We start from the raw sequence: 23,977 nt of genomic DNA on the forward strand, positions 1-23,977 counted from the left end.
TAAGTGCTTTCCCGCGCCCCTGGCTTGACTCGGCTTTGGATGGAGTTGTTACACTCATTAACATCCAAAAAATGGAGGAGACCGTGTTCAGGCCTGTCATCTATCTGCTGATCGCATTAGCCGCGTGGACGGTCTACAGCCGCTATGAGCAGCAGCAGGCCGCATCGATGCGGGATTCCGAGCCGGTTCTCTCCGAGCCCGAGCCACCCGAGGCACCTGAAGCAGCAGCGCCCAGTGCGCCGAACCCACTGTTCAAATGCGATGGCCGCACCCACTGCTCGCAGATGACATCGTGCAAAGAGGCCAAGTTTTTTCTGAAGAACTGCCCCGACACCAAGATGGATGGCGACAACGATGGCATTCCCTGCGAGCGGCAGCTCTGCAACGTCAACAAAAGACCATAAACCAAGAGCCTGCGCTGCAGGCTCTTTTTTCCATCGCTGATGGCTTAGGGACCCTCTACATAACTTCCTGCCGTAGTCTGAACGCGGTCTCGGGTGATCTACGTCCATCCCGCTTGGCGAGCGTTTTGCATAGCATCCCTAGAACTTGCCGTTCAGGGTCAGCATCGCATTGCGTGGCAGCGCCTGCATATTGCCGTTGTAGACCGAGCTGACGGTCTGGTAGTAGGTCTTGTCAAAGACATTGTTCAGGTTCAGGACTCAAAGTCCAGGTCGGGTCAAAGCGGTACTGCAGCATCAGATCCCAGGTCGCATAGCCGTCCTGCGTGAACTTGTAGGGCTGGCTCTCGCCGCTGCTGTTGGTGACAGAGCCGCTCACATACTGCGTGCTCTGGATACGGCCACTGCCGCCCACGCGCCATTTCGACAAAGCACCCGGCAAGGTATAGACGGTGGACAGCTTGAACAAATGCTTGGGCGTGATGCTGCTGAAGACCGTGCCTTCGGTCTTGTCCCGCGTCTGGTTGAAGGTATAGCCCGCCGCCAGCTGCCAGCCGCTGGAGACCTCGCCCCCCACTTCCACATCAAAGCCCCGGCTGCTGACCTTGCCCTGTGGCAGGTAGCAGCAGCTCGCGCCCCACAAGCTGTAGTTCTCCGCATAGCGTTCATCGAGCACCGCAGTGCCGGTGCGCTCCACGTTGAAGACGCTGAAGGTCGCGTTCATGCGCCCATCCATCAGCTCGCCTTTGAGCCCCGCCTCATAGCTCTTGCCCTTGATGGGGTTCAGCGGCGTGCCCGGCTGCGGGCCCGCCAGGTTGAGCGCCTGGGGTTTGAAGATCGACGATTAGCTGACGTAGGCCGATCAATGCGGGTTCAGGTCATAGATCACACCGCCATAGGGCGTGAGCTTGGCGCTTTCCTTGAACGATTTGGCGGACCAGGGGCTGTGTTGCCAGCGGTGTCGATGATGTCGGACATGGTCTGCGTGAACTCATAGAGCGCCATGCGGGCGCCAGCAATCACATGCAGCTTGTTGCTCGGGTGCAGCCGCACAACGCCATAGGCGCCCAGCTGCTCCTGGCCCCAGGGGCCGTAGCGCTCGCTGAGGTTCAGGTTGAACTGGTCAAATGCCGGGTTCCAGGGCTGAATATCAAACACAATGCCGCCCACCGTGCCGCTGTCGGTATAGCTCATGTTCTGCCAGCGGCTGCGCACCCGCTGCCAATCAGCCCCGATGAGCAGCTCATGGCTGCGGCCCAGCAGCGAGAACGGGCCGCTCAGGTTCAGATCCACCATGTCCTGGGTGTTGGACGAGTCCAGCACACCGCCGCGCCACACCGGCCCGGCCAGGGTTTGCGGGTCTACTGCGCCGGACAAGGTGCTCCAGCGGCGCTGCTGCTCGGTGCGCGCATGGGTGGCGTTGAGCTTGAGCTTCCAGTGGTTGTCAAAACGGTGCTCCAGCTGGGCAAACATCTCGTCGTTCTCGTAGTGGAAGTAGGCCCAGGGGTTGGAGAAGGCCGTGCTGCGCGGCAGGCCCAGGCTGCGACCATCGGCAAAGCGTGGCAGGCCGGCATAGTCGCCCTTCTGCCGCACCTTGCCGTAGGAGCGGCCCACGGTCAGCAAGGTGTCGGCCGTCAGGTCGGCCTCCAGCACACCGTAGAGCGAAGGCTTTTCCTGGCTGATGTAGTCAAAGTAGGAGTAGCCCTTTTGGTAGCTCAGCACCGTACGGCCCCGGATGCGGCCTGCTGCGCCTCTACACCGCCATCGCCAAGGTACTGGCCCCCGCCCAGGCCTACCAACAGCGCAAGCCAGCCGAGGTGCTGCTGCACCACCTGGAAGAAAACGTGCAATGCGCCATCGATACGGAACTGCTGCCCCAGCTGCAGCGCTTGCAGGTGGCTTTGGACCAAGAGCAGGAGCGCCTGCAACACAGCAAGGCAGCGATGCTGCGCGCCGCATGGCGCCAGACCATCCCGGCACTGCCGGGGTTGCTGGATCTGTATGCGGACCGGTTGCACGTGCTGTCTGCCGAGGTTGCCGCGCTGGTGCGAGGTGAGATTAGGGAACAGCTGCGCAGCCATCTCGGTGGCTATGCACTGCCTGCGCTGCAAGCAGAACCAGCGACCCTGGGGTTGCCACCGGCTACTGTGGGCCCTGATGCCCTTTACGCGACTTTGCAAAATGCTGTGCGCGAGCAGCTAGAGGTGGCTTTGGCTGCGGCGGTCGATACCTGCAGCCATGCACTGGAGCCGATGGTGCTGCCAGTCGCGCAGATGCAGGCGCATTTGCGGCAGTGCAGCCAGGATTTGCATAGCGTGGGTACTGCGTTGCGGGCTTGAATGCGAACGCACGCCCATGTCCCCTAACGAGCCACCTAGAGTCATGGTTTACCATCCGATTCGGGCTTCGGGCAAAAACATGCCCATGTTTTTCAAGGTGGATGGACGATGCTCAAGAGCAGCAAAACGGCATGGTCGAACGCGTGACCCCAACGCTGAAGGAACAATGCGTACACACACCGCTTGGAGCGTCTGCAGAACGCCAGCAGGGTCCTTGGGGACTCAATGGGCTTCTGCTGGACGGCCCCTGGTCAGGCCAGAACTGCTGGCACCCGCCAATCGCCAGATTCACACGATAGATACCATCATCGACCTACCATCTATCCCATAGCTTGCCGCATACCCGTTGCGCCTGTTTTATAGATTTGAGGCGAACAAAGAACAATCAAGCAGAGGGATTTTTCGCTTGCACTCTCGCGAGATTACGAAGGATCTACAGAGAGGAGAACGGCCTGCGCAGCGCAACGACCTAGCTGGATTTCAGCCTCAAACAGCGCTCGGCAGCACCAGCATGCCCAGTAATTAAATGTGATTTGGAGTTCACAAGGCAATACAATTTGAGTACGTTCTATAGAAAGACATACGATGATGGGCCTAACGGTCAGCCAGCGGATATCCGCCAGCTTTGCACTAATTATTGCGGTGATGTTCGGGATGTCCGCCATCTTTTATATGCGTGCGGATTCGAACCATGAGCGGGCTGCCGACGTTCTCTCCTCCGACCTCGCGGGCATGGGATTCGCTGGCCAGATGCGCCAGGATTTGACCCTCCATTTTTACCAGACGCTCAACCTACTTCGGGATGCGGAGGCTAATGCCGGTCGCAGCAGCGACGTGCTCGCCGAAAACAAGGCGCAGTTGAGCGCGATCGAAGCCAGTTTGGACAAGGTTTACGCCAAATACCTCAACACCATCACCCGCCAGGAAGATCGCGATGCGACCGCGGAGTTCGCGCGTACACGTGAGGCGTATCAGAAAAATACGCATCTGCTGGTTGAAATATTGGAGCGTGGCCAGGTCGCTGAAGCTGCGCAGTTGCGCAGCGGGCAAATGCTGCCGCAATGGCGCAAGGCGCAGGAGCAGGTCAGCCGCATCGTTGACTTGAACCAACATGCCGTGGAGGAGGACATGCAGACGATTCAAGAAATCGCAAGCTCCAACAAGCGCTTGGCAGTCGGTGCGCTGGTGCTGGCTCTGGTGCTGGCCATTATTTGCGGTCTGCTCTTGCACCGCTCGATACTACGTCCTATTCAAGCAACCTTGGCGGCCATGAAAACGCTGGGTACGGGCGACCTTTCGAGCAAGCTCAGTCTGAACCGTAGCGATGAATTCGCTGCCATTGAGGCAGGCTTCAATGGCATGGTCACCTCGCTTCGCGAATTGGTTGTTCAAGCGCAGCGTTCATCGGTACAGCTGACAACGTCCATCACTGAGATCGCTGCAACCACCAAGCAACAACAAGCCACCGTCACGGAAACGGCTGCGACCACCAGCGAAATTGGCGCAACTTCGCGCCAGATTGCCGCGACCTCTCGGGAGCTGGTACGTACCATGGGGGATGTCTCGGCCCACTCCGAGCAAACTGCAGCGCTGGCCGGGTCGGGCCACCGAGGCGTAGTACGCATGGCTGAGGTGATGCAGGAGTTGACCAGTGCCTCCGAAATGGTCAACGCCAAACTCGCCCTGCTTAACGAAAAGGCTGGTGGCATCAATCAAGTCGTTACCACCATCGTCAAAGTCGCTGACCAAACCAATCTGCTGTCTCTCAATGCTGCGATCGAAGCCGAGAAAGCGGGCGAATATGGCCGCGGATTTGGCGTAGTAGCCACTGAAGTACGCCGTCTGGCGGACCAGACTGCGGTTGCCACCTACGATATTGAACAGATGGTGCGCGAAATTCAGTCTGCCGTGTCTGCAGGCGTAATGGGGATGGAAAAATTCTCCGAAGAGATGCGCCGCGGCAATACTGAAATGTCCCAAGTTGGCGACCAGCTGTCACAGATCATCCACGAAATTCAGGTTTTGGCCCCGCAGATGCAACAGGTCAGTGAGGGCATGCAAACTCAGTCCAGCGGGGCCGAGCAAATTGAGCAGGCCTTGAGCCAACTCACCGAAGCCAGTGGCCAAACCGTAGAGTCACTGCACCAGGCCGGCATGGCAGTTGAGAACATGAGCGATGTCGCCAACAATCTGCGCAGCGGGGTTAGCCGCTTCAAGGTTTAATCGTGGCATTGACCCCAGCAACGGAGCCTGCACCGTTGCACCTGCTGTTCAACCTGGGCGCTGATCGTTACGCCTTGCCTGCCAGCGTGGTTCGCAAAATCATGCCCCTGCAACGGCTCAAGCATGTGCCGGAGGCCCCCGCCTGGGTGGCTGGTTTGCTGTCCTACCACGGGGAGATCATTCCAGTACTGGATCTTTACCAGCGTGTGTTTGGGCAAAAGGCTCGGCATAGCATCAACACCCGCATGGTGCTGCTGCACTATTCGTCGACCCAATCCCTTGGCTTGATCCTTGAAAAGGCCAATCAGGTGATGCGCCTGCCTAGCCCCGCACAACAGCCCACGGGGCTGGATGCAGGAGGCGCCTACCTGGGCGCCGTTCAGGCGCAAGGCTTGGGCGACATGATTCAGCACATCTCCATTGAAGGGCTGTTGCCACCGGATATGGTCCAGTTGCTGTTCCCGCCCCAGGGCAAGCTAGCATGATTGAACGACTGGAACAACTCTTGCGATCGCTTATCGGACTCGACGCGAGTACGCTGGGCCGAGGGGCAGTCGAGCGTTCACTGCGGCAACGGTTGAAGGCCAACTCCATGGATGAAGAAGCCTACTGGAGCCATATCCGCCAATCGCAGACAGAGCAGCGCGCACTGATCGAAGCCATGGTGGTTCCTGAGACCTGGTTTTTTCGCTACCCTGAATCGTTCTCGCTGTTGACCACCCAAGCGCGAGCGCTACAACGCCGGCTCCCTGTAGGGCAACCTTTGCGCTTGCTCAGCTTGCCATGCTCCAGCGGAGAAGAGCCCTACTCCATGGCAATCGCCATGTTCGATGCCGATTTTGCAGCGCACGAATTTCAGATTGATGCGCTGGACATCAGTCAGCGCGTCATAGAACATGCGACCCTTGGCCAATATGGCGTGAATGCCTTTCGCGGCGATGATCCAGGCATCCGCGAGCGGTATTTTCAACGTGAGGCGGATGGCTCCCACCGCATCGATGAGAGGCTACGCGCCGTGGTGCGCTTTCAGTGTGGGAACATACTCGGCAGCACCATGCCGCCTTCGCTGACGGACTACGACATCGTATTTTGTCGCAATCTGCTGATCTACTTTGACCGACCTACGCAGTTGCGGGCGCTGACCAATCTCAAACGCTGGCTGCGCGCCGACGGACTGCTGTTCACTGGGCCAGCCGAAGCAGGCGTTCTAAGCCAACAAGGCTTCGAATCGCTGGATGCCGCACACAGTTTCGCGTTCCGCCGCCGCACCCTGCCATGCCCCCCAGTGCCAGCGCGCCCCATATTGCCTGCGGCGGTCAAGCCGCGCGCGCCTTCGCCTTTGCCATTGCGTGCCACTTCGGCCGTACGCCGAATGGCGCCTTCACCAGCTGCCAAAAGTGAATCGCCGCCAACGGGCGATGCAGCGGCTGGACTGCGCAAAATCACCGAGCTCGCCAATGCAGGACGCAGCGCAGAGGCGCTCACTGCCTGCGCACAGCAGTTGACCCAGCATGGGCCGACCGCCGAGTTGTTTTTCTGGTGGGGTTTGATATGTGACGGTGCAGGCCAGGCCGAGGCTGCCCTGCGCCACTACCGCAAAGCGCTTTACCTTGAGCCCTACCACACCCGAGCACTGGCACACCTGGCAGCCCTGCTGGTGACACAAGGCGACCACAGCGGTGCGGCACGATTACAGCAACGGCTGAAGCAGAGAGAAACCCAAGATGCCGGCAAGTCCTGATCGCCATATCCCGCTAGAGCCCCCAGCTATTGACGCCTGCTGGCAGCGCATTGGTGTTCGCGGCGACCGCTCCTGCGAGAGGCTGCTCCAGCATGTTCATTGCCATAACTGCGAACGCTATGCCGAGGCTGCCGCTCTGCTGCTCGATCGGCATGAGCTGGATCTGGAGATGGTGGACGAGGCTTCGTTCGCGGAGAATCAGCAACCTGACCCGCTGGCTGATGGCCAGACACTGTCGGTCCTGATCTTTCGCATTGGGCAAAACTGGTTGGCTCTGCCTTCAACGCTTTTGCTAGAAGTATCGTTGCCCGTGCCCGTTCACGGACTGCCTTACCCCCGCAACCGTTCACTGCGTGGACTGTGCAATGTACGGGGAACCTTGGTTCCCTGTATGGCGCTTGACCTGGTATTGGGCCTGACCACCGAGACCACGCCGCAAGACCGCCCCCACATGCTGATACTGGACACACCTGGCGGCCCACTGGTGACGGAGGTTCAGACGGTGGAAGGCATATACGCGATTCCACTTGCCAAGCTGCAAAAGACGGGCCATGCCAGTGGCCTTGCGGTCAGCCAGTTAGCCTCTGCGGTGATGCAGTGGCAGCAGCACAGCATCACGGTGCTCCATGCTGATCGCCTGTTGCAAGCCTTGTCCAGGAGCCTTAGATGATCCAACAAGCAACACCGCTGGCACATCTCGCGATGTATGGACCAAAGGTCAAGCCATGAGCCTTGATGCCTACAAAGACAGCTCCATGCTGGAGTTGTTCCGTCTAGAAGCGCAGGCACAAACCCAGGTCATGGATTCATGCCTGCTGGTACTTGAGCGTGAGCCAACCGATCCCGCGCAGCTGGAGGCCTGCATGCGTGCAGCGCACTCACTCAAAGGTGCGGCACGCATTGTCGGCTTGGATGTCGCTGTGACATTGGCCCATGTGATGGAGGACTTGCTAGTCTGTGCCCAGAGCGGCAAGGTCCGCCTGAGCTCCACACGCATCGACGCCCTGCTACGCGCTTCAGAGGCATTGAGGCAGTTGAGTGAAGGGATCAGCGTGCAAGGGCTGCCTGCGCTGCAAGCAATCCTGGCAGAAGATACGCAGCAAGATGCGCCGGTACCCGATGCCATGCCGGACTTCAGGCCGGCCTTGCCGGAAGAAGTCTCCGCCATTGAGACCAACGAGCCCGAGCCCGCCGGTGAACTGCATGACCGTATCCTGCGTGTGTCAGCCGAACGCCTGGACCATCTGCTCGATCTGGCGGGACGCTCACTGGTGGCTGCACAGCGTACCAAGTCCCTGGGCCAGGAGTTGGCACAACTCAAACGCCTGCAAGACCATATTGATCGATCCCTGCATGGGTTGCGCGATGCGCTGCTGGGGCAGGAGCTACCGCCTCGTGCCAAGGCCTTGCTATCCGATGTGAACCACTGGACGCTGGAAGCCAAAAGCCAGTTGCAACAACATACAGCGGCTTTCGACAGCTTTGGCTGGGCCTTTGAGCAGCGCAGCCAGCGCATGTATGACACCGTATTGGCCTCGCGCATGCGCCCCTGCGCGGATCTGATGGCTGGCAAGGCGCGCATGGTGCGTGAGCTCAGTCGCAGTCTTGGCAAAGAGGTATGGCTGAATCTGGAAGGCGAAGAGGTACAAGGAGATCGCGACGTACTGGAGACATTGGAAGCACCACTGATCCAGTTACTGCGCAATGCGGTGGACCACGGCATTGAAAGCCCCGCACAACGGTTGGCCAGCGGCAAGCCGGCACAAGGCAACTTGGTACTGCGGGCTCGGCATGCTGCTGGGCTCCTGGTCCTTGAGCTGGAAGACGATGGAGCAGGCGTTGACCTCGCTCGCGTACGTGCCGCAGTCATCGCACGCAAGCTGGCCACCGAAACGATGGCCCAGCACATGCATGAGGAAGAATTGCTGGCTTTTCTGTTCCTGCCGGGTTTCAGCGTGAGCGAGAAAGTCAGTGAGATCTCTGGCCGTGGGGTGGGCCTCGATGTGGTCCAGCACACGCTGCGTCAACTACGCGGTACGGTGCGCGTCCGCCAGCAACAGGGGCGAGGGACGGTGTTCCAGCTGCAACTGCCTCTGACCTTGTCGATGCTGCGCTGCTTGGTGGTGGAGATCGGCGGTGAGGCCTACGCGCTTCCGCTTGCGCAAGTGGAGCAGACTTTGCGTATCCCGGCGGACGCCATCAGCATGGTGGAGGGCCAGCAACATATCTGGGTACGCGAGCGCGCCATCGGTCTGGTCGCTGCCCACCAGCTTTTACAACTGCCGCATGGCAAATCCGATCCGCTGGGCCTCCCAGTGGTTTTGATACCGCACCACGACCGAAGCCTTGCCATTGCGGTAGACAGGATTGTTGGCGAGCAAAATCTGGCTGTCGTTCCCATCGACTCCCGCCTAGGCCTGCTGCGCGGCGTGGAGGCAGGTGCCCTGCTCGATGACGGCAGTCCGGTGCTTATCGTGGATATGGATGACTTGCTGAACTCCGCTGACAAGCTCTTGGGTGCAGGCCAAGTCGAAAGGGTTGCACGGTTGTCTGAAGGGCCGTCACTGCGGCGCAAGCGCGTATTGGTGGTGGACGACTCGCTGACCGTGCGTGAGCTGGAGCGCAAGCTGCTCATTGGGCGCGGTTACGAGGTGACCGTGGCCGTGGATGGCATCGATGGCTGGAACATTCTGCGTGCAGAAAAATATGACCTCCTGGTGACCGATATCGACATGCCCCGCATGGATGGCATTGAGCTGGTAGGCCTGGTAAGGCGCGACGCACAACTGCAGTCCATGCCCGTGGTGGTTGTATCCTACAAAGACCGCGAGGAAGACCGCAGACGCGGCCTTGATGCGGGAGCCGACTACTACCTTGCTAAGTCGAGCTTTCACGATGAAACATTACTGGAGGCTGTACACATGCTGATTGGCGAGGCTGTTGAATGAAGCTTGGACTGATGGTTAACACCCCTGAGTTGGCGCAACGCCTCGAACACGCTTTGGAGCCGCTGCACGACATCCACTGGGTGGCACAAGACGAGACGCAGGCCTTGCGCCTGTGTCGTGATATGCCCCCTGAGCTACTGCTGCTGCAACTGGGCACAGCTGATCGAGTGGCCTTTTCGCAACGTGTCATGAATGAGGCGCCATGCCCTTTGCTGCTGCTGGATCTGGCGACCGAGCTCCATACCGAATGGGCATTCAATGCCTTGGGCCACGGTGCCCTTGATGTGGTGCATCTGCCCGAATTGGCGAACGGCAGCGCATTCAATCCAGCGCTGCTGCTGCGCAAGATCCAGAACATCGCCTGGCTGGCCACGCCCCCGCAGCCTGTTACCCACCGAGCCACGCGCACCAGCGCGAAACGCGCGTGCCTGATTGCCATCGGTGCCTCCGCTGGTGGGCCCGCCACACTCAACCAGTTGCTGCGTGAACTGCCTAAAGATCTTGACGCCGCCGTGGTACTGGTTCAGCACCTGGACGACAAGTTCTCTGCGGGCATGGCTGAATGGTTGGCGCGGGAATCAACGCTTCCGGTACGCCTGGTTCAGGCTGGTGAGATACCGCAGACCGGCATGGTCTTGCTGGCTGGCCGCAATGAGCATTTGACGGTGAGCCGCCGCGGTGACCTGCAGTATTCACTCAAGCCTGATGCGCAAATTTACCGTCCGTCGATCGACATTTTTTTTCACAGCATTGCCGAGCAATGGCGAGGTGATGCCATCGGTGTGTTGCTAACGGGTATGGGGCGAGACGGGGCAGATGGGCTCAAGGCCATGCGCGAGCGAGGCTTTGCCACCATTACCCAAGACCAGTCCAGCAGCGTGGTGTGGGGCATGCCCAAGGCCGCCGTTGCTATCGATGCGGCAGCGGAAGTCCTGCCTCTGGACCGCATCGCCAACCGCTTGGCCGAACTATGCCGCTGGATGGCGGTAAAGAGAAATTCATGACTCCTATTCCAACTCTGGATGAAAACACCTCTGCCGGGGAGCCTGGCGAGCTTGAAGTCAAGGTTTTACTAGTAGATGACCAAGCCATCATCGGCGAGGCCGTACGCCGCATGCTGAGCCATGAGATCGGCGTGTCTTTCCACTACTGCGGAGACCCGAAAAATGCCATGGAAATGGCTGAACACATCCAGCCGACCGTCATCCTGCAAGACCTGGTGATGCCCGGTGTTGATGGTCTGGACTTGGTGAGCCAATATCGCAACAATCAGAAATTACGCGACCTGCCCATCATCGTTCTGTCATCCAAGGAAGACCCGAAGATCAAGAGCCAGGCATTTGCAGTGGGGGCCAATGACTACCTCGTGAAACTGCCAGATGCAGTGGAACTGATAGCACGTCTCCGATACCACTCCCGAGCCTATCTGGCGATGAAGCAACGCGACCTGGCGAACCAAGCCTTGCGCCTGAGCCAACAGCAACTCCTGGAGAGCAATCTTGCGCTGCAGCGTATGACGAAGCTCGACGGCTTGACTGGCTTGTCAAACCGGCGGCATTTCGATGAGCACCTGGACCTGGAATGGAAACGCGCACGGCGAGAGAGAATTGAACTCTCACTACTGATGATCGATGTCGATTTTTTCAAATCCTATAACGACAGCTTCGGCCATGTGATGGGCGACGAGACCTTACGCAGCGTGGCCCAGGTCCTTGCACAATCTTGCTCGCGCTCCGGTGATCTGGTCGCCCGATATGGGGGTGAAGAGTTCGCTATCATTTTGCCCAATACCTCGCAAGACGGCGCATGCTCGCTCGCCAATAGTGTGCGGCGCGCAGTCCAGGCACTAGCCATTGCACATGTTGCACCGGTAGCCGATGCCACAGTGACGGTCTCCATCGGAGTTGCCACCATGGTGCCTGAGCAAGACCTCAAACCCATTGCATTGATACAGCGCGCAGACACTGGGCTGTACCAGGCCAAAGAAAGTGGTCGAAATCGCATCGGCGTAGCCTGAGTACGGTAAATTTCTGATTCGATGCGATCTTGATCAGCAGGGGATGGGCTTCCTCCGGCTCGCCAAAGCGCTGGTAGCGTTGGATGGCCGCAAGTCTACGCAGGGTGCGTCAAGGGTGTCGTGCAGACCTGCAAGGACGGATCCTTGCAATGACTGCTCTGGGTGCCTCAGTGATCCAACTTATTGAGTTGGCGGACTGCAACCAGCCTGAAGCCGCCCTCAGCAACTTCGAACCAGGCCCCGACGCGCTCTAGCCAGCGCGGCCCGGTGTCTGGCTCTGACTGCAAACAATCCCACCCCGTTGAACCTCGGCCTACGCTTGTAGCTGGAGAAGATCACGCGCCCTGCTGGTATTTGAGATCAAGTCAAACCGCCCTGAGACCCAGCCTGCGCGGGCTTAAAGGACCTGCCTGTCCCAGGTACTGTTGCCCTGGTAGCGCTGCTGCCAACGGTCGATGCGCCACTGGCCGGCCTTGCGCAGCAACGTGAAGCGGCTCTCCACGATGGGCCAGCGGTTCGAGAAGAATTCCCCGCGCGTGGTCGCGCCCGCCTGGGTGTCGGCCGACTCGGGCTCATCGACGGGGAGCATGCGCTGCTGGGTGGTGATGGTGCATTGGTCAGGAGTTGGCCACTCCAGCGCCAGCAGGTCCAGGTGCAGCGGCAAATCAGGCTTGGCGCTGATGGAGATGCGCGGGTACTTGCGCAGGCGCGGCGTGGCATAGGCCTGGCGCAGGGCCATCGCACCCGCCAGCTGCTGCCACATCACGCCCATGTCCAGATGCGCCTCGGCGCCCCGGGCGCCAGCGATGGCCTGACTCGCCGCGCGCTCCCAGTGGTTCATGGCCTGCACCCAGCTGCGTAGCGCCGCCGTGGGGCTGGCAAAGGCGGGGATCAGTCGGTCGGCCAGCGCGGCGTGAAAGGCGCTGTCAAACGACGAGTCCTCGCCGCTGGCCAGGCTCCGCCAATTGGGCTGCTGAAACGCGGGAAAGTCATCGGGCCAGTGCAGCACAGCCAGCGGTTCCTCGGGCCAGGGCAAGGTTCCGCTGGGCGGCGCCGGCGCAGCGGCACGCAGCGCGGGGGGCAGCATGGCATCCAGGCGCGCGGCTAAGGCCTCGAAGCCGTTGCGGCGCGCCAGGTCGGCAGCGGTGGCGCCCAGGCCGTCCTGGGCAGCCAGCTGCGCGCCAGCGGCCAGCAAAAGGATCACGGCCTCGTCGCCACCCGCCTGGGCGGCGGCCATCAGCGGCGTGCGCCCGTGCTCGTCGGCCTGGTGCTCGGTATCGGCGCCGGCGGCCAGCAAGGCCTGCACCAGCGCTGCCTCATTGCCGCTGGCAGCCCAGCCCAAGGCCGTCCAGCCCATCACGGCATCGGGGGTGTTGAGCGACACACCGCGCGCCAGCAACCACCCGACCGCCTCCGCCTGCTGGGCGATCACGGCCTCGATCAGCAGCGTGCGAATGTTCCACAGGGCCGACAGGTCTTCGCCCGCTTCGGCCAACGCGGCCAACGTGCGGATATCGCCGCGCGCAGCGGCCTGGTTGCCTGCGCCAGCTGAGCCAGGGATAGAGGTTCCAGAAGCAAGCTGTGGCATGGGAGGGAACTGCGATCCTGTCGCACATCGAAGGAGTGATGGATCGGAAGTTTAGTGCCATGCCACGAAAGAGTGAGGTGGGCTGAGAGAACCCTGCGCCGGGGCCCGGAACTCCAATCGCAGAGCACTTACCCCATCACTGACAGTCCCCCTCCCCCGCCCCCCTCCGAGCCCTGCAGCGCAACGGATAAACGCCGCGCAAGCCTTGACTGCTTTAGACTCGGGAGTTATATTTATTAGAGTCTTAAAGCCAACAGAGCATGTTGGCGCTTCGGTACTACTCGCGGACCAGCTTGCGTCCCGTCGCGGTACCTATTTTCTTTCGTGGGGTGCTGTCGCCCCCACCGCCCTGCGTCGTCAACCAACGCCTTGTCCCGCCCGCTGGACGCTGATCCCACGATCGGCAGGCCTTGCTTGCGCCGTCTGTCTCGCCGTCTTTAGCGCCTGCCTTGCGGCTGTGGAACGTGGCTGCCTTGGCTTGGGCGGCTATCGCCCATCGCATTGCATTGCCGCAGGCTTGCCGCCATGGCGCCAGAGACCTCCCTGAGCTCGGCTCAGGCGCTTGCGTGGCGCCAAGAGCCTAGCTTGCTTTCTCCACCCGCTTGTATAGGAAATACGCCGCATGATGAACACCCGACACTTTGCCCGCACCCTGCTCGCCAGCGCCCTGCTGGCCCTTGGACTGTCCACCCACGCTGGCGATCTGCCCGGCAAGGGCGTCAAGGTGCTGCCCCTGCAAAGTTCGTTGGCCGAGGAAACCTTCCAGACCCTGCTGGTCACGCGTGCGCTGACCAAACTTGGCTATGACGTGCAGCCCATCAAGGAAGTCGAGTACCCGCTGGCGCATCTGGCCGTTGCCCGCGGAGACGCCACCTTCATGGCCAACCATTGGAATCCGCACCACTCGGAGTTCTACAAAAGCGTAGGGGGCGACGCCAAATTGTCGCGCAAGGGGGTGTACGCAGCCGGCGCCGCACAGGGCTACATGATCGACAAGAAGACAGCCGATCAGTACGGGATCACCCACCTGAGCCAGCTCAGCGACCCCAAGCTGGCCCGGCTCTTCGATACCAACGGCGACGGCAAGGCCGATCTGGTCGGACCCAGCGCCGGTTGGGGTGGCGAAGCCGTGGTGAACCACCAGCTCGCCGCCTTCAAGCTGCAGGGCACGGTGAACTACACCCAGGGCAACTACCCTGCGCTGATCTCGGACACGCTGGCCCGTTATCAGCAAGGCAAGCCGGTGCTGTTCTACGCCTGGACCCCCTACTGGTTGAGCAATGTGCTGCGCTCGGGCAAGGACGTTGTCTGGCTGGAAGTGCCGTTCTCGGCCATGCCCGGCGTACAGGCCGGCACGGACACCCAATTGCCCAACGGCAAGAACTACGGCTTTCCTGTCAACAACGAATACATCGTGGCGAACAAGACCTTTGTCGAAAAGAACCCCGCCGCCGCCAAGCTGTTTGAGATCATGTCGCTGCCCATCGGGGACATCAGCGAGCAAAACCGCCGGATGCACGACGGCGAGAACCGCCAACAGGACGTGGAGCGCCACACGGACAGCTGGATCAAGGCCAACCAAAAGACCTTTGATGGCTGGATCGAGACAGCGCTGAAGGCCGCCGCAAGCTGACCTGGGTTAGCGCTGACCTGGGTTTGCTCTGAACGCTGGGCGATGGGCGCGCAGCTTCTACACCTAGGCAACACCCACGCAGGCCGCCTGGCGCGTCGACCACGCACTCATTGGTCAGCGCCTTGTGCACGGATCAGATCGCGCACTGCTATGGCCATCACCAAAAGCGCCAAGCCGGCGGCGGTCAGGGTTGCGGCCGTGTAGAAGCTGATCAATGCCCAGTAAAGGACGGGCTGCTCGGCAGCAAGGATGTCAGGTCCTTTGCGGTTGTTGAGCACCCCGGAGCGCAAGCTCTCCACCACTTCAGTCGCGCCAATAATGCAACCCCAGCCGATCAAGGCCGCGATGGCGAGGGCTGCCATCGACTGCAGCCACGGTCGCCGTCGGCTCGGGGTGTTCGGAAGGCCCATCACCTGCTCACTGCCTTGGCAAAGGCCCAAAGGCCCATGGCTTCGCAAAGGAATGCCGCACTACTGCATCTCGCTGGCCCACACCCGCTGCGCGCGATGCCAGGCAACGCATGGACGTACTGTCTGGCTGCCAGTCCAGCACCAAATCCAGCGCGTCCGTTGCATCCCATGCGCAGGACCGTGCCGCGCCAGGCACTGCTGTAGTGATCGGCCAGGTGCTGCACACTGCCCTCAGGCAACACTGGAAGGTGCCGTGCTTGCATAGGCCCAAAGCGATATTGCTCCACAGGCATTGTTTCCTTTTAGTGAATCCGATGGGTAGGAACCCATCCGTCGCATATTGTCCGATTTCCATCGGGTGGTGGGCGCATAGCATACGCGTCCATCGTCTCTACGCTGGGATGGTGCAATTGTCATGCTGTCAAAAGCGCAAGGCCGCCCCATAGCAGGCATTGGAGGACAAGTTGGATTTAAACACCTTTGAGTCTCGCGCCACGAGGGCAACAGAGAGTATGTTCTCCTTCGCAGCGTTTGTTGCAGCGGCCGAAGATCTGTCGACGGATCCACGCTATGCCGATGCCTGGCTGGATGCAGAGATCGTGAATGCACTGGCTCTGGCCGCATGGGAAGAGCAGGGACGGCTAAATGGACTGCGCAGTGGCAGCAGACCTTCAGGAAGGATGCCATCCAAGCCATGGCCGCATTGATAAACGCCGGCAAAGCGAGCCTGTAGCGCGACACATCCGGCCAGTGCTTGCGATCACGGTAGGTGTCATTGCAACCGTCTGGGATCGGCCAATTCAGGCAAAATCCAGATGATCGGGGCAAGCCTGGCACAGGTCTGCAGGGAAGCCCACTTTGAAGAATGGAACAACACCAATGGCACTGACGAAAAAGGGCGAGTTCATGTACGGGACGACGTCGGGAGACACCCAAGCCGAGCTGCGCAGCTACAGCGTTGCCAATGGCCATGAGGCCACCCGGTTTGCCTCGTCCAAATGCGAGTGCGGCTCCCGGACTTTTGCGCTGCAGACCGACGAAGAAGCCGGCGTGGCCATCCGCACCTGCTCCGACTGCGGGCAGGAACACCTGATGGGCGACAGCGAGGATTACATGGAAGAGGCCACCCCCGAGGGGCACGCCTGCGTGTGCGAGAACGAGGTGTTCGAGCTGGTGTCCGGCGTCTCCGTGTACCAGGGCACGCATGATGTGCGCTGGTACTACATCGCTTGCCACTGCGTTGAATGCGATCTGGTGGGGGTCTTCGCAGACTGGAAGTGTGAAGCGGGTGATGCGGCGGCCTTCCTCGCCAAGGTATGAGTGCGCCGCCCGCAGAGGCCCTATTGGCAGGCTTGAGCGGCCCATCAACCAATAGAGCCCTACCCGCCGCCAGCACCTGCACCATGCGCTGAACGCGGATTAAAGCCCTGCGGCACCCTGCCCCGCCCTTTCCCCCAGGGCTCAAAACCCACTCCCCCCCAGCTCCACAAACAGCGCCTCCCCCGCCATCACCGGCGCCAGCCAGGCCTGCACCAGCGGCAGCTCATACGCGTAAAAGTAGCGCGCGCAATCCAGCTTGCCCTGCAAAAAGGCCTGCTGCCCGGCATCAGCGGCCGCCATGCGCCCATGCGCCTTGAGCGCCATGTCCAGCCACAACCAGGCCAGCGTGACATGGCCGAAGGCGGTCATGTAGGCGGTGGCGTTGGCGAGGGCCAGCTGGGCGTTGCCGCTGGCCCAGGCCGCGTCGGTGGCGGCATGCAGGGCTTGGGTGGCCGCATCTAAGCGATCGGCCCAGGGGGCGCATGCGGGCACCGACCGGGCAGTGGCGACGGTTTGCGCGATCTCGGCTTGCAGCAAGGCCCAGGCGGCTCCCCCATCCATGCGCAGCTTGCGGCCCAGCAGGTCGAGGGCCTGGATACCGTGCGTGCCTTCGTGGATCATGTTGAGCCGGTTGTCACGCCAGTGCTGCTCCACCGCATAGTCGCGCGTATAGCCATAGCCGCCCAGCACCTGGATGGCAAGGCTGTTGCCCTCCTGGCACCACTGGCTGGGCCAGCTTTTGGCGATGGGGGTAAGCACCTGCAGCAGCAGCTGCGCGGCATCGGCCTGCTGCGGCGCGCCGGCGCGCTGCGTATCGACCAGCTTGGCACAGTACAGCTGCAGCGCCAGCGCGCCTTCGGCATAGCTTTTTTGCGCCAGCAGCATGCGCTTGACATCGGCATGCTCGGCAATCGGCACCTGGGGCTGCTGCGCGTTCTTCACCACCTTTTGGCCGGCAGCGACCGGGCGGCCCTGCGGGCGCTGGCGGGCATAGTCACGCGATTGCAGGTAGCCCGCGTATCCCAGCATCGTGGCGCCCAGCCCCACCTGGATGCGGGCCTCGTTCATCATGTGGAACATGCACTTCAGGCCCGCGCCCAGCGCGCCCACACGGTAGCCAACGGCCCCGCCCTGCTCGCCATAATGCAGCAAGGTGTTGACGGTGCCCCGGTAGCCCAGCTTGTGGTTCAGCCCGGCCAGCGCAATGTCGTTGCGCTCGCCGGTCACCTGGCCTTCGGTATCGACCAGGACCTTGGGCACGATGAACAGCGAGATGCCGCCCACGCCAGCGGGTAGCTGGCCGCTGTCATCGGGCACCTTGGCCAGCACCAGGTGGACGATGTTCTCGCCCATCGCATGCTCGCCGCCTGAGATCCACATCTTGCGGCCCGTCAGCCGGTAGCGCGGGCCCAGCGGGTCATCTGCAAAGTCGTCACCATCGGGCACGGCAAGGGTCGTGATGTCCGACAGGCTGGAGCCGGCTTGGGGCTCACTGAGGTTCATCGTGCCAAAAAAGCGGCCTTGCAGCTGCGGCAGCGCAAAGGCCTTTTGCTGCGCGGGCGTGCCATGGGCCAGCAGCAGGCCGGCATTGGCCGCTGTCAGCATCGAATAGGCCTTGAGCGCAATGCTGGCGGCCGAGACCATGCTGTTGGCCGCCATATCCACCACGCAGGGCAGCTGCATGCCCCCCACCTCGTAGTCGTGCGACGCCGCCAGCATGCCCGATTCGGCATAGGCGGCGCAGGCTGCCGGTGTGCAGTCAGGCAGATGCAGCTGCTGGCCGTCAAAATGCGGCTCCTGCTGGTCCACCAGGCGGTTGAAGGGCTCGAACTTGTCAGCAGCCAGGCGCTCGCACATGTCCAGCACGGCGCCATAGGTCTGCCGGTCATGGCCGGCATAGCGCGCATGGCGGCTGAGTGCCTCTACCTCCAGCCAGTCGTAGAGCAAAAAATCCAGGGTCTGGCGGATGCTGGCGTAGTCGAGTTGCATGTTAGAACGTGTTGAGGATCTCTACGCAGCGGCGTTGGAGAGCAATCGGGATGGGTTCGAAGGGATGGAACGCAGCTTGCACCGGGGTGCAAGCAAGGGCCAGCGCGAAGAAATCGCCCGATTTCGCTCCAACCCGTAGGGACACTGTCGCGGCGCGAGGAGATCGTCAGCACGTTCTTAAGCAACCTCAAATAAGGCTGCCGCTCCCATACCGCCGCCCACGCACATGGTGGCCACCACATAGCGCACACCGCGTCGCTGGCCTTCCAGCAAGGCATGGCTGGCGATGCGGGCGCCCGTCATGCCATAGGGGTGGCCGATGGAGATGCCGCCGCCGTTGACATTGAAGCAGGCTGGATCGATGCCCAGCTGGTCGCGGCAGTACAGCGCCTGGCAGGCAAAGGCCTCGTTCAGCTCCCACAGGCCGATGTCCTGCACGCGCAGCCCGTGCTGGGCCAAGAGCTTGGGGACCGCATAAATGGGGCCGATGCCCATCTCTTCCGGTGCGCAGCCAGCCACTGCCATGCCCCGGTAGATGCCCAGCACCTCCAGGCCCCGGCGCTCGGCCAGTACCGAATCCATGACCACGCAGGCCGATGCGCCATCCGACAGCTGGCTGGCATTGCCGGCGGTGATGACGCCGCCCTCGATCACCGGTTTGAGGGCGGCCAGCCCTTCCAGGCTGGTGTCGGGGCGGTTGCCTTCGTCGCGGGCCAGGGTCACCTGCTGCAGGCTGACTTCCTTCGTGAGTTTGTCCGTCACCGCCATCTGGGTGCTGAAGGGCACGATCTCACGGTCAAACAGGCCAGCGGCCTGGGCGCGCGCGGTGCGCAGCTGCGACTCCAGCGCATAGGCATCCTGCGCCTCGCGGCTGATGCGGTACTGGCGCGCCACATGCTCGGCCGTTTGCAGCATCGGCATATAGGCATGGGCCGCGCGGGCGATGACGGCCGGATCGCGCTCGCGGCTGGCCCATTCCATATAAGACGTTTGCACGGCGGTGATGTTCTCGCAGCCGCCTGCCACCACCACCTGCATGCCATCGACCAGCACCTGCTTGGCTGCGCTGGCAATCGCCATCAGGCCGGAGGCGCATTGCCGGTCTACCGTCTGGCCCGCCACGCTCATCGGCAGGCCTGCGGCCAGCAAGGCATTGCGTGCCAGGTTCATGCCGGCGGTGCCCCCGGTCAGCACGCAGCCGACGATCACATCGTCCACCTCCGCCGGGTCCACCCCGGCGCGCGCCACCGCGTGCTCGATGCTGTGGCCCATCATCTGGGGCGAACGGGTGTGGTTGAGCGAGCCCTTGTAGGCCCGGCCGATGCCCGTGCGGGCGGTGGAAACAATGACGGCGTCTTTCATGGCGGTGCTCTTCAATGTTGATGGGTTCTGGCCTTCAGGCCCTCAGGCGGCTTGCAGGCTGTCAAAGCCCTGGCACTGTGCAGCCAGCCGCTGCAGCAGTGGCGACACTGTCCAGTAGCCATAGCGGTTGCCCCGGCTGGCGGCATAGTGCTCCAGCCGCGCAACGATCTGCGCCAGGCCAATCTCCTCGGCCATGAACATGGGCCCGCCCTGAAAATCCGGAAAGCCATAGCCCGCCGCCCAGACCACATCGATATCGCTGGCGCGGTAAGCAATGCCCTCATCCAGAATCTTGCAGCCCTCATTGACCATGCTGTAGAGCAACCGCTCGACAATCTCTTGCGCTGCCATATCACTGCGCTGGGCAATGCCATGCGTCTGCGCCAGGTCGGCTGCGATGCGGCCAGCCTCCGGGTCAGACAGCGCGTTGCGGCCTTCGTAGCGGTAGTAGCCCAGGCCGGTTTTCTGGCCAAAGCGGCCCAGTGCATACATCTTGCGCACCACCGCGCGGTAGCTGGCATCGGGCGGCAGGCCGCCGGCCTTCTCGCATTCGATGACCGTCTTGGCGCCCACATCGAGCCCGGCCATATCCAGCATGCGGCAAGGGCCCATGGCCAGGCCCAGCGCCTGCACGGCCTCGTCGATCTGCGCAGGGGTGGCGCCTTCCATCAGCAAGAACTCGGCCTCGCGCAGGTAGACCTCGGCCATGCGGTTGCCGATAAAGCCAAAGCAGACGCCCGAGACCACCGGCGTCTTGCCGATCTTGCCGGCCAGGTCGATGACGGTCTTGAGCACCTGCGGGGCCGTCTCAGCGCCGCGCACCACCTCCAGCAAACGCATGATGTTGGCCGGGCTGAAAAAGTGCATGCCCACCACATCGGCAGGCCGTCCGGTGGCCTGTGCCAGTGCATCCACATCCAGGGTCGAGGTGTTGCTGGCGATGATGGCGCCAGGCTTGCAGACCTCGCCCAAACGGCGGCAGACCTGCAGTTTCAGGGCCATGTCCTCAAACACCGCCTCGATCACCAGGTCGCAGGGCGCCAGCGCCTGGTCGTCCAGCGACGAGGTCAACAGCGCCAGGCGCGCGCTGGGCTGCTCAGCCCCCATGCGGCCCTTGGCCACCTGGGCCTCATAGGTCGAGCGGATCAGTTGCAGCCCGCGCTCCAGCCCCGCAGCTGCGGCATCCACCAGCACGGTGCGGATGCCGGCGTTCAAAAAGCACATCGCAATGCCGCTGCCCATGGTGCCTGCCCCCAGAATGCCCACCTGCTCGATCTTGCCGGCCGGCACCTGCCGCTCCAGGCCAGGAATTTGCCGGCTGCGGCGCTGTGCAAAAAACAGATGGCGCAGTGCGCGCGACTGCGCCGACGGCAGCAAGCGCTTGAAGGCCTCGGCCTCGGCACGGGCGCCGCTGGCAAAGTCAGCGGTAAGCGCCTGCTGCACGCAGAGCACGATGGCCTCTTTGGCGGGGTACTGCGGGCTTTGGCGTGCAGCCTCCAGCGCTGCCGCAATCGCCTTGCTGTGCTCGCCGGGCGGGGCGCTTTGCGCGCTCAAGCGGCGCGGCTGGCCCCCCTGGGCCAGCAGCTGGCGGCCAAAGGCCAGTCCAAACGCCAGCGGGTCGCCCTCCTCCACCGCATCGACGATGCCGCTGGCCAGCGCCTCTTGCGCAGGCACCGGCCGGCCGCTCAGCATCATGTCCAGCGCCAAGCTGGCGCCCACCAGGCGTGGCAGGCGCTGGGTGCCGCCGGCGCCGGGCAGAATGCCCAGTTTCACCTCGGGCAGGCCCAGCCTGGTTCCCTTTTGTGCCACACGGTAGTGGCAGGCCAGGGCCAGCTCCATGCCAGCGCCCAGCACCGTGCCATGCAGGGCTACCACCACCGGCCGCGTCTGCGCCTCGATGCGGTTCAGCAGCGCATTGATGGCCTCGGCAGAAAACGCCGGGTTGTTGAACTCGGCAATGTCCGCACCCGCCACAAAGGACGGGCCTTCGCAGTAGATCAGCAGCAGCGGCAGCGAGGCATCGGCCTCAAACTGCGCCAGCGCGGCGCTCAGCCCCGTCAGCAGGCTGTGCGAGAACAGGTTCAGCGGCGGGTGGGAGATGCAGATACGGCCTATCCCGTCTGCGCTGTGAAAGGTGACGTTGCTCATGGCTGGCAGCTCTTGGTGGAAGATAAAAATGCCCCGCTGCAGGGCGCAGGCAGGCACAGCCCCCAGGGCGGATCGGCCAGCAGACAGGCCGTTCCAACACCCAGGGGGCTTGGAGACCCAGGTTATCAGTGCGTGGCGTTTTCCACTGTTGCGCTGGCGTCTGCCGCGCGCTCGCGTTCGCGCTTCTGCGCAAAGTGGTAGCCGCTAAAGCCCTTCTGGATGGCAGCGTTGCAGTGCTCGCGGTACTTCTGGAAGCCGCCGGTAAACATGGTCAGGCCCGGGGCCTTGCCCTGCACATTGGCGCCCACATACCAGGTCTTGGCCTTGGACAGCAAGGTGCGCGGCGCCAGCGAATGGACCAGCTCCATCCAGGCCCGCTCCTCTTGCGCGCTCGGTTCGATGCTGCCGAAACCTTGGGCCTGCATGTGGCGGATGGCAGCGGCCGTCCAGTCCACATCGTTCTCGCTGGTGCGCACCACATTGGCCAGGGCTGAGGGGCCGTTGGGCCCGGTGGTCATGAACAGGTTGGGGAAGCCATGCATCATGATGCCCAGGCACGAGGTCGCACCCTCCTTCCACTTCTGCTGCACCGTCAGGCCGTCGCGCCCTTCCACCTCAAAAGCCAGCAGCGCGCCGGTCAGGCCGTCGTAGCCGGTGGCAAAGATCAGCACATCCAGTTCCACCTCGCCCGACTGCGTGCGCACACCCTTCTCGGTGATGGACACGATAGGGTCGGTGATGCAGTCGCGCAGATGCACATGGGGCTGGTTGTAGGTTTCGTAGTAGCCGGTGTCCAGGCACGGGCGGCGGGCAAAGATGGGGTAGCCGCGCGGCTTCAAGGCCTCGGCGGTGGCCGGGTCGTCTACCGCCTCGCCAATCTTGCAGCGCACAAACTCGGCCACTTCCTCATTGGCCTGCTCGTTCTGCATCAGGTCGGCAAAGGTGCCCAGCATCGCCAGGCCGCCTTGCAGCCAGGCATCTTCCAGCAGCGCGTGGCGCTGCGCCGGCGTCACGCTGAAGAAGGGACGGCTCGACTGCGGCCGCACGCCGCCCACATTGCTGTTGCGCGCCAGCTCGCGGATGCCGGCATAGTGGCGCTTGACTTCGGCGACATACTCGGGCTCCAGCGGCACATTGCGCATCGGCATCGTAAAGCTGGGCGTGCGCTGGAAGACGAACAGCTCGCAGGCCTGCTTGCCCACTTCCTGCACGATCTGGATGCCGGTCGATCCGGTGCCGATCACCCCCACGCGCTTGCCGCTGAAGTCCACCGGCTCATGCGGCCAGCGCGCCGCACGCAGGATCTGCCCGCCAAAGCGCTCAATGCCTTCAATCTCCGGCTCCTTGGGCACCGACAGCGGGCCGGTCGCCATGATGCAGTAGCGCGCCTCATAGCATTCGCCCCGGTTGGTGCGCACCACCCACAGCTGGCGCGCCTCGTCCCAGCGGGCGCTGTCCACGCGGGTGTTGAACTGGTAGTGCTTGCGCAGGTCCAGCCGCTCGGCGACAAAGTGGAAGTAGCGCATCAGCTCGGGCTGCGCGGCAAACTGCTCGGACCAGGTCCATTCCTGCTCGATCTCGGGCGAGAAGGAGAAGCTGTAGTCGATGCTGGGCAGATCGACCCGCGCGCCGGGGTAGCGGTTCCAGTACCAGACGCCGCCCACATCGCCACCGGCCTCGAAGGCCTGGATCTTCAGCCCCATCTCCCGGAACTTGTGCACTGCGCACAGACCGCCAAAACCGGCGCCCACGATGATCGCATCCACCTGGTGGATTGTGTGATTGTCCATTGCTCTTTGTCTCCTGCTGGCTGGTGCCGGCCGCCCCGCCACACCGCAGTGGGGCACCGGCTCGATAG

20 protein-coding genes are annotated in these 23,977 nt (G+C 62.3%); 12 read left to right on the forward strand and 8 right to left on the reverse strand.

Annotation, left to right across the window (positions count from 1 at the left end):
• Positions 1–35: 35 nt before the first annotated feature.
• The gene (locus ACPEE1_RS15320) at positions 36–404 is read left to right on the forward strand and encodes an excalibur calcium-binding domain-containing protein (RefSeq protein WP_423933666.1); all 369 of its coding nucleotides are present in this window, start codon (positions 36–38) and stop codon (positions 402–404) included.
• Positions 405–636: 232 nt separating this feature from the next.
• Here the strand turns inward: ACPEE1_RS15320 and ACPEE1_RS15325 are convergent, their stop codons facing one another.
• Both ACPEE1_RS15325 and ACPEE1_RS15330 read right to left on the reverse strand, forming a co-directional pair.
• Positions 637–1,239: a TonB-dependent receptor domain-containing protein gene (locus ACPEE1_RS15325; protein ID WP_423936458.1), complete on the reverse strand. Its 603-nt coding sequence runs from the start codon at positions 1,237–1,239 to the stop codon at positions 637–639.
• Between the two features lie 47 nt (positions 1,240–1,286).
• Complete coding sequence (locus tag ACPEE1_RS15330; RefSeq protein ID WP_423933668.1) at positions 1,287–2,123, reverse strand: TonB-dependent siderophore receptor; 837 nt, start codon at positions 2,121–2,123, stop codon at positions 1,287–1,289.
• A gap of 95 nt (positions 2,124–2,218) precedes the next feature.
• On the opposite strand from ACPEE1_RS15330, the gene ACPEE1_RS15335 reads away from it, so the two are divergent.
• The 8 genes from ACPEE1_RS15335 to ACPEE1_RS15370 all read left to right on the forward strand — a co-directional run bounded on the left by ACPEE1_RS15335 (position 2,219) and on the right by ACPEE1_RS15370 (position 11,669).
• The gene (locus tag ACPEE1_RS15335; RefSeq protein ID WP_232539594.1) at positions 2,219–2,740 is read left to right on the forward strand and encodes a hypothetical protein; all 522 of its coding nucleotides are present in this window, start codon (positions 2,219–2,221) and stop codon (positions 2,738–2,740) included.
• Between the two features lie 585 nt (positions 2,741–3,325).
• Positions 3,326–4,963, forward strand: coding sequence for a methyl-accepting chemotaxis protein (locus tag ACPEE1_RS15340; RefSeq protein WP_116925150.1), 1,638 nt, complete (start codon positions 3,326–3,328; stop codon positions 4,961–4,963).
• A 2-nt stretch (positions 4,964–4,965) separates the two neighbouring features.
• The gene (locus ACPEE1_RS15345; protein WP_423933671.1) at positions 4,966–5,448 is read left to right on the forward strand and encodes a chemotaxis protein CheW; all 483 of its coding nucleotides are present in this window, start codon (positions 4,966–4,968) and stop codon (positions 5,446–5,448) included.
• A complete protein-coding gene (locus ACPEE1_RS15350; RefSeq protein WP_423933674.1) occupies positions 5,445–6,704 on the forward strand; it encodes a CheR family methyltransferase in 1,260 nt (419 codons plus the stop codon). The genes ACPEE1_RS15345 and ACPEE1_RS15350 overlap by 4 nt, the downstream gene beginning before the upstream one ends.
• Entirely contained in the window at positions 6,688–7,374 is a 687-nt protein-coding gene (locus ACPEE1_RS15355; protein WP_116925148.1) for a chemotaxis protein CheW, read from the forward strand. The genes ACPEE1_RS15350 and ACPEE1_RS15355 overlap by 17 nt, the downstream gene beginning before the upstream one ends.
• Before the next feature lie 55 nt (positions 7,375–7,429).
• Positions 7,430–9,652, forward strand: a complete 2,223-nt coding sequence (locus ACPEE1_RS15360; protein WP_260719266.1) for a hybrid sensor histidine kinase/response regulator — start codon at positions 7,430–7,432, stop codon at positions 9,650–9,652.
• Positions 9,649–10,656: a chemotaxis-specific protein-glutamate methyltransferase CheB gene (gene cheB, locus ACPEE1_RS15365; RefSeq protein ID WP_423933678.1), complete on the forward strand. Its 1,008-nt coding sequence runs from the start codon at positions 9,649–9,651 to the stop codon at positions 10,654–10,656. The genes ACPEE1_RS15360 and cheB overlap by 4 nt, the downstream gene beginning before the upstream one ends.
• Positions 10,653–11,669 (forward strand): response regulator, encoded by a 1,017-nt coding sequence (locus tag ACPEE1_RS15370; protein ID WP_116925145.1) that lies wholly within the window; start codon positions 10,653–10,655, stop codon positions 11,667–11,669. Before cheB ends, ACPEE1_RS15370 begins: the two co-directional genes overlap by 4 nt.
• 397 nt (positions 11,670–12,066) lie before the next feature.
• Here the strand turns inward: ACPEE1_RS15370 and ACPEE1_RS15375 are convergent, their stop codons facing one another.
• The gene (locus ACPEE1_RS15375) at positions 12,067–13,257 is read right to left on the reverse strand and encodes an ankyrin repeat domain-containing protein (RefSeq protein ID WP_423933680.1); all 1,191 of its coding nucleotides are present in this window, start codon (positions 13,255–13,257) and stop codon (positions 12,067–12,069) included.
• 622 nt (positions 13,258–13,879) lie between these two features.
• On the opposite strand from ACPEE1_RS15375, the gene proX reads away from it, so the two are divergent.
• Entirely contained in the window at positions 13,880–14,890 is a 1,011-nt protein-coding gene (gene proX / locus ACPEE1_RS15380) for a glycine betaine/L-proline ABC transporter substrate-binding protein ProX (protein WP_116925143.1), read from the forward strand.
• 107 nt (positions 14,891–14,997) lie between these two features.
• On the opposite strand, the gene ACPEE1_RS15385 is transcribed toward proX, so the two are convergent.
• The gene (locus ACPEE1_RS15385; RefSeq protein ID WP_133248085.1) at positions 14,998–15,252 is read right to left on the reverse strand and encodes a hypothetical protein; all 255 of its coding nucleotides are present in this window, start codon (positions 15,250–15,252) and stop codon (positions 14,998–15,000) included.
• A gap of 560 nt (positions 15,253–15,812) precedes the next feature.
• Here ACPEE1_RS15385 and ACPEE1_RS15390 point away from each other — a divergent pair.
• Positions 15,813–16,007: a hypothetical protein gene (locus tag ACPEE1_RS15390; RefSeq protein WP_182345404.1), complete on the forward strand. Its 195-nt coding sequence runs from the start codon at positions 15,813–15,815 to the stop codon at positions 16,005–16,007.
• 172 nt (positions 16,008–16,179) lie between these two features.
• A complete protein-coding gene (locus ACPEE1_RS15395; protein WP_116925141.1) occupies positions 16,180–16,620 on the forward strand; it encodes a hypothetical protein in 441 nt (146 codons plus the stop codon).
• 141 nt (positions 16,621–16,761) lie between these two features.
• Here ACPEE1_RS15395 and ACPEE1_RS15400 read toward each other — a convergent pair whose 3' ends face one another.
• From ACPEE1_RS15400 to ACPEE1_RS15415, 4 genes are all read right to left on the reverse strand, one after another.
• A complete protein-coding gene (locus ACPEE1_RS15400; RefSeq protein WP_423933684.1) occupies positions 16,762–18,609 on the reverse strand; it encodes an acyl-CoA dehydrogenase in 1,848 nt (615 codons plus the stop codon).
• Between the two features lie 177 nt (positions 18,610–18,786).
• On the reverse strand, positions 18,787–19,971 hold the full coding sequence (locus ACPEE1_RS15405; protein WP_423933687.1) for an acetyl-CoA C-acyltransferase: 1,185 nt from the start codon (positions 19,969–19,971) through the stop codon (positions 18,787–18,789).
• 42 nt (positions 19,972–20,013) lie between these two features.
• Entirely contained in the window at positions 20,014–22,119 is a 2,106-nt protein-coding gene (locus ACPEE1_RS15410; RefSeq protein WP_423933690.1) for a 3-hydroxyacyl-CoA dehydrogenase NAD-binding domain-containing protein, read from the reverse strand.
• 125 nt (positions 22,120–22,244) lie between these two features.
• Positions 22,245–23,909, reverse strand: coding sequence for a flavin-containing monooxygenase (locus tag ACPEE1_RS15415; protein WP_423933693.1), 1,665 nt, complete (start codon positions 23,907–23,909; stop codon positions 22,245–22,247).
• Between the last annotated feature and the right edge of the window lie 68 nt (positions 23,910–23,977).

This window comes from Comamonas sp. 23, assembly GCF_049601575.1.
GTDB lineage: Bacteria > Pseudomonadota > Gammaproteobacteria > Burkholderiales > Burkholderiaceae_C > Comamonas > Comamonas squillarum.